Source organism: Curtobacterium uvaldense, assembly GCF_028307415.1.
Lineage (GTDB): Bacteria > Actinomycetota > Actinomycetes > Actinomycetales > Microbacteriaceae > Curtobacterium.
Genome location: NZ_JAQMHU010000057.1, coordinates 1 through 5155, shown reverse-complemented (window position 1 = coordinate 5155; position 5155 = coordinate 1). Strand labels below are relative to the sequence as shown.

At 72.7% G+C, this 5155-nt stretch carries 6 protein-coding genes and 1 rRNA gene; all 7 read right to left on the bottom strand.

Translation table 11 applies throughout. The features are described from left to right. Nucleotides 1–841 (bottom strand): NAD kinase (locus PIJ49_RS16790; RefSeq protein ID WP_271827129.1); only part of this gene is annotated, 841 nt, incomplete at its 3' end. After that, a complete protein-coding gene (locus PIJ49_RS16785; RefSeq protein WP_271827128.1) occupies nt 838–1683 on the bottom strand; it encodes a TlyA family RNA methyltransferase in 846 nt (281 codons plus the stop codon). The genes PIJ49_RS16785 and PIJ49_RS16790, both read right to left, overlap by 4 nt. Beyond that, entirely contained in the window at nt 1670–1969 is a 300-nt protein-coding gene (locus PIJ49_RS16780; RefSeq protein WP_271827127.1) for a hypothetical protein, read from the bottom strand. Before PIJ49_RS16780 ends, PIJ49_RS16785 begins: the two co-directional genes overlap by 14 nt. A 10-nt stretch (nt 1970–1979) precedes the next feature. Then, a complete protein-coding gene (locus tag PIJ49_RS16775) occupies nt 1980–2957 on the bottom strand; it encodes an HAD-IIA family hydrolase (RefSeq protein ID WP_066656392.1) in 978 nt (325 codons plus the stop codon). A 25-nt stretch (nt 2958–2982) separates the two neighbouring features. Further along, nucleotides 2983–3723 (bottom strand): tetratricopeptide repeat protein, encoded by a 741-nt coding sequence (locus tag PIJ49_RS16770; protein WP_066656394.1) that lies wholly within the window; start codon nt 3721–3723, stop codon nt 2983–2985. Beyond that, complete coding sequence (locus PIJ49_RS17010; protein WP_442874663.1) at nt 3669–4616, bottom strand: hypothetical protein; 948 nt, start codon at nt 4614–4616, stop codon at nt 3669–3671. Before PIJ49_RS17010 ends, PIJ49_RS16770 begins: the two co-directional genes overlap by 55 nt. A gap of 467 nt (nt 4617–5083) precedes the next feature. Further along, nucleotides 5084–5155 (bottom strand): 5S ribosomal RNA (gene rrf / locus PIJ49_RS17005); the annotation flags it as partial.

The window sequence follows — 5155 nt, the reverse complement described above, 5'->3', positions numbered from 1 at the left end:
GTGGGGGGCGGCGGGGGGGGGGGGGGGGGGGGGGCCCGCCCCCGCCCCCCCCCCCCCCCCCGGCGCCCGGGGGGGGGCCCCCCCCCCCCCCCCACCACAGGACACCGACGCCGCTCGTGCGCCGGAGTACCTCGATCGCGAGGGTGCAGTCCGGCCCGACGACGATCGGACGCGAGAACAGGGCGTGCGCGCTGAGCGGCACCATGAGCAGGGCGTCGACGTCCGGCCAGACGATCGGGCCGCCGCCCGAGAACGAGTAGGCCGTGGACCCCGTGGGGGTGGCGACGACGACGCCGTCGCAGCCGAAGGACGACAGCGGCCGACCGTCGACCTCGGTGACGACCTCGAGCATGCGCTCGCGGGAGGCCTTCTCGATCGTCGCCTCGTTCAGCGCCCACGACGAGTAGACGACCTCGTGCCCGACGACCACGTCGACCTGGAGCGTCACACGCTCCTCGACCTTGTAGTCGCCGACGAGGGCACGCTCGACCGTGGCCCGCAGCCCGTCGCGCTCGCTCTCGGCCAGGAAGCCGACGTGTCCGAGGTTCACGCCCACGATCGGGGCGCGCGTCCCCCGCACGAGTTCGGCGGCACGGAGGATCGTGCCGTCCCCGCCGAGGACGATGACGATCTCGAGGGCGTCGGCCTGCACGTCGACACCCAGGATGTCGACCTGGCCGACCGAGGCCTCGGCCCGTCGGACGTCGGCGTACTCGTCGAACGGCATCACCGGGGTGAGTCCGGCGGCGTGCAGCAGGTCGCAGACCTCGACGGCGGCGTCGATGGAGTCCTGTCGGCCCGTGTGGGAGACGAGCAGGATGTGCCGGCCGTCGTCGCTCATGCAGCCCCTTCGGTGAGTTCGGTGGCCCGACCGATCCACGCTGTCGGGTTCCCCCATCCTGCCGGATGACCCCCGACACCACGCTGGAAGTGCGCGAGGTACTCGTGGTTGCCGTGCGTGCCGACGATCGGCGATGCGGTCAGCCCGACCGTCCCGAGGCCCGCGTCCCACGCCGACCAGAGCACGTTCATGAGCGCGTCGTTCCGCAGGGCGGGGTCGCGCACGATGCCCTCGCGCACACCACCACGGCCGACCTCGAACTGCGGCTTCACGAGCAGCACGAAGTCGTCCGCGGGCACGGCGGCCGCCAGCACGGGCAGGACGATGCGCAGGGAGATGAAGGACAGGTCTCCGACGACCAGGCTCGTGCGGGGCGCTGCGTCGTCGAGCGCCGCGTAGGTGTCCGGCGTGAGGTCACGGGCGTTGCACCCCTCGACCACACGCACCCGCTCGTCGATGGCGACCACCGGGTCGAGCTGACCGTGCCCGACGTCGAGGGCGACGACGCGGGCGGCTCCGTGGTGGAGCAGCACCTGCGTGAATCCTCCGGTACTGGCGCCCACGTCGAGCACGACGCGCCCGCTCGGGTCGACGTCGAAGGCTTCGAGGGCACGGACGAGCTTCCGCGCCGCACGCGACACCCACTCGTCCTCGGTGTCGACGACGAGCTCGGCGTCCGGCGCGACCGGGGCCGACGGCTTCACGACCGCCGTGCCCCCGACCGTCACGCGGCCGGCCTGGACCAGCTTCGCCGCGGCGGTCCGCGACCTGACCAGCCCGCGGGCGGCGAGCAGTGCGTCCAACCGGACCGGGCGGGCCTCGTCGTGCTCAGGCACCGACACCGCCGTCTCCTCGTCCGCTCCCCCACACCTGCGTGGCGCCGGCAGCGCGACCCGAGCTGTGCCCCTGCGGTGCCTGGCCGCTCTCGAGGCGGGTGCGCAGGTCGTCGTGCAGCGCGGCGAAGGCGTCGGCGCGCTCGGGCAGGGGCAGCGCCTCGGCAGCCGCGGTGCGCTCGGCGAAGGCGTCCGGCTGCTGCACGGGCTGTCGGTGCTCGCCCTGCTGCTGCTGCTCGCCCGGTTGCTGCTGCTCGCCCTGCTCCTGCTCGGGCGGCTGCTGCGGGTGGGGCACGTCGGTCACGCTACTCGCCGCCGTACAGCTTCGGGTCGACGTCGAGGCCGTAGATCGCCAGTCCGGACTCCCAGATCAGCGCCGCTCCGGCGCGGAGCAGGTCGATCGGCGTCCCGCTGTCGAGCACCCGGACGACGTGCCCGTGCATCGCGACCGTGGCGCCGCCGACCGTGACGTACCGGGTGCCGTCCGGGTCCTGCCGCCGCACCGTCACCGGGTACGGCTCGGACAGCCCACGGAGGTCCTGCAGGACGTACGTCGGACGCGAGCGCTGGTCGGCCGCGAGCACCTGCTTCGCCTGGTCGATGCCGGTCAGCACGAGCACGCTCGGGATGCCGGCGTCGTTCGCGCCCTTGATGTCCGTGTCGAGCCGGTCGCCGATGAACAGCGGGTGCTCGCCGCCGAAGCGGGCGATCGCGGCGTCGAAGATCGGTCGCTCCGGCTTGCCCGCCACCACCGGCATCCGCCCGACGGCCTGGTGCACCGCGGACACGAGCGTGCCGTTGCCGGGCGCGATGCCACGCTCGACCGGGATCGACCAGTCCATGTTCGTCGCCACCCACGGCACGTCCGGATCGGCGAGGGCGAAGGACGCCTCGGCCAGGTGCGTCCACCCGAGGTCCGGCGAGAAGCCCTGGATGACCGCTGCCGGAGCGTCGTCGGCGCTCGTGGTCACCGTGAAGCCCGCCTCCTCGACGATGCTCGTCAGCCCGAGGCCGCCGGTGACCAGCACGGTGGACCCGGCCGGCACCAGCGTCTCGAGCAGCCGCACGCCCGCCTGCGACGAGGTCACGACGTCGTCGGCGGTCACCTCGAGGCCGTAGCCCTCCAGGTGCTCCGCGACGTCCGACGGCCGACGAGAGGCGTTGTTCGTGATGTAGCCGACCCGAGCGGTCAGCGACGCCCGTGTCAGGGCCTCGACAGCGTGCGGGATCGCGTTGCGTCCGCGGTACACGACGCCGTCGAGGTCGGTGAGGACGACGTCCACACCGTCCGTCGGCGGCGTCGGGACGTCAGTCGGCTGCGGAGCCGTCGACGTCGCGGGGGTTGTCGTCGTCGATCTCGCCGAGGTCGTCGTCGGGGTCGACGTCGTCGCCGAGCTGGTCGGTGTCGTCGAGCGCTCCGGTCCCGTGCTCGTCACCGGCGACGGACTCGTCACCGACGACGGCGTCGTGCTCGTCGTGTCCTTCGACTTCTTCCTCGACCACATCGACAGTCTCCCATGCGTTCTCGTCGGCGATCTCGGCCAGGGCGGCGGCAGCCCGGTCGACCCGCGCCCACCACTCGTCGGCCTCGTCTTGGCGGCCGAGCTCCTCGAGCGTGGCCGCGTAAGCACTGTAGAGGGCCGGCGACCAGCTGTACGCCGTGGTCGGGTCGAGCTGCGGGATCTCGAGCTCGCCGAGCGCGGCCGTCGGGTTGCCCAGGTCGATCCGGGCGCCGGACATCGCGATCGCGAGCTCCACCTGCACCGCCGTGTCCAGCGCGGCGCGGTCGACCGACCGGCCGAGCTCGAGCGCCCGCTCCGGACGTCCGAGACCCCGCTCGCAGTCGACCATCATCGGCAGCTGGTCGTTCTTGCCGGAGATGCGACGGTAGGTGCGCAGCTCACGGAGCGCCGTGGCGAAGTCGCCCGTCCGGTACGCGGTGATCGCCGCGGTCTCGCGGACGACCGCCACACGGCCGGCCCGACGCGCAGCGCTCAGGGCGTGGAGGTTGGCCGTCTCCGGGTCCTCGTCGACGAGCAGCGCCGCCATGACGAGGTGCTTCGCGACCCACTCGGCGTTGTCCTTGCTGAGCGTCTTGAGCTCGGCGCGGGCAGCCGGGTCGAGGTCCCGCGGCGAGACGCTCTCGTCGATCTCGGGGTCCTCGTGTCGCGGACGGACGGAACGCGTGCCGTACGGGTCACGGTCCTCCCAGTCGTCACGGGCAGCCTCGCCGAAGCGTGCGCCGGCATGACGGGAGCCATCGCCGAACCGAGGGCGGTCGCCCCGGTCGTCGTCGCGGCGGGGGCGGTCGTCGGCACCGCGGAACGGACGACGCTCACCACCGTCGCGCTGCGGACGACGGTCATCGCCACCACGGAACGGACGACGGTCATCACCGTCACGCTGCGGACGACGGTCATCACCGTCACGCTGCGGACGACGATCGTCGCCACCACGGAACGGACGACGCTCGCCACCGTCACGCTGCGGACGACGGTCATCGCCACCACGGAACGGACGACGCTCGCCACCGTCACGCGCCGGACGACGGTCGTCGCCACCACGGAACGGACGGCGCTCGCCACCGTCACGCGCCGGACGACGGTCATCGCCGCCACGGAACGGACGACGGTCGTCGCCACCGTCACGGTGCGGACGACGGTCGTCGCCACCGCGGAAGGGCGCGCGGTCGTCACGACCACGGAAGGGACGATCACCATCACGCTGCGGACGACGGTCGCCACCGTCACGCTGCGGACGACGGTCGTCGCCACCACGGAAGGGCGCACGGTCATCGCGACCACGGAAAGGACGATCACCATCACGCTGCGGACGACGGTCGTCGCCGCCACGGAACGGACGGCGGTCACCATCACGGCCCGGGCGGTCAGCGCCTCGAGGACCGTCACCGCGGGGCGGACGCCCCGTACCGTCGCGGTCACCCTGCCGAGCCGGCCGACGGCCACCGTCACTGAAGGACCGGTCGCCCTCGCGGAAGCCCCGACGGTCGTCACGACCACTCCGGCCGGCGTCGCGGGCTGGACGGTCACCGTCCCGTCGCGCACGATCCCCCTCGCGACGCTCGAAGTCGCGCGGCCCGGACGACCAGCGGCTGCCTTCGCGCCGCTCCCCGCGATCCCGGTCGTTGCGCTGCTGCTCGTCGTCGTTCGCCACCGTTGCTCCTCATCGCGTGCCCGTGCTCGAATGCGCCGGGCGATCGTCCGCTGTGTCGTTGTGGGGGGGTGCCGCACGGTCGTCCGTGCTCACTGCTGGGCCCAGTCCATCACGAACCGGACCGCGAGTCGAGCGACCTACGGCGGAAACAGATGTGGCCACCGGCCTCCACGAGAACGAGGGTCTCCCCTACGAGTTCTCGATGGAGGGCCGATGGCCACATCACTTACGTTGAGTCCGGCGGCGTCCTACTCTCCCACAAGGTCCCCCTTGCAGTACCATCGGCGCTGAGAGGCTTAGCTTCCGG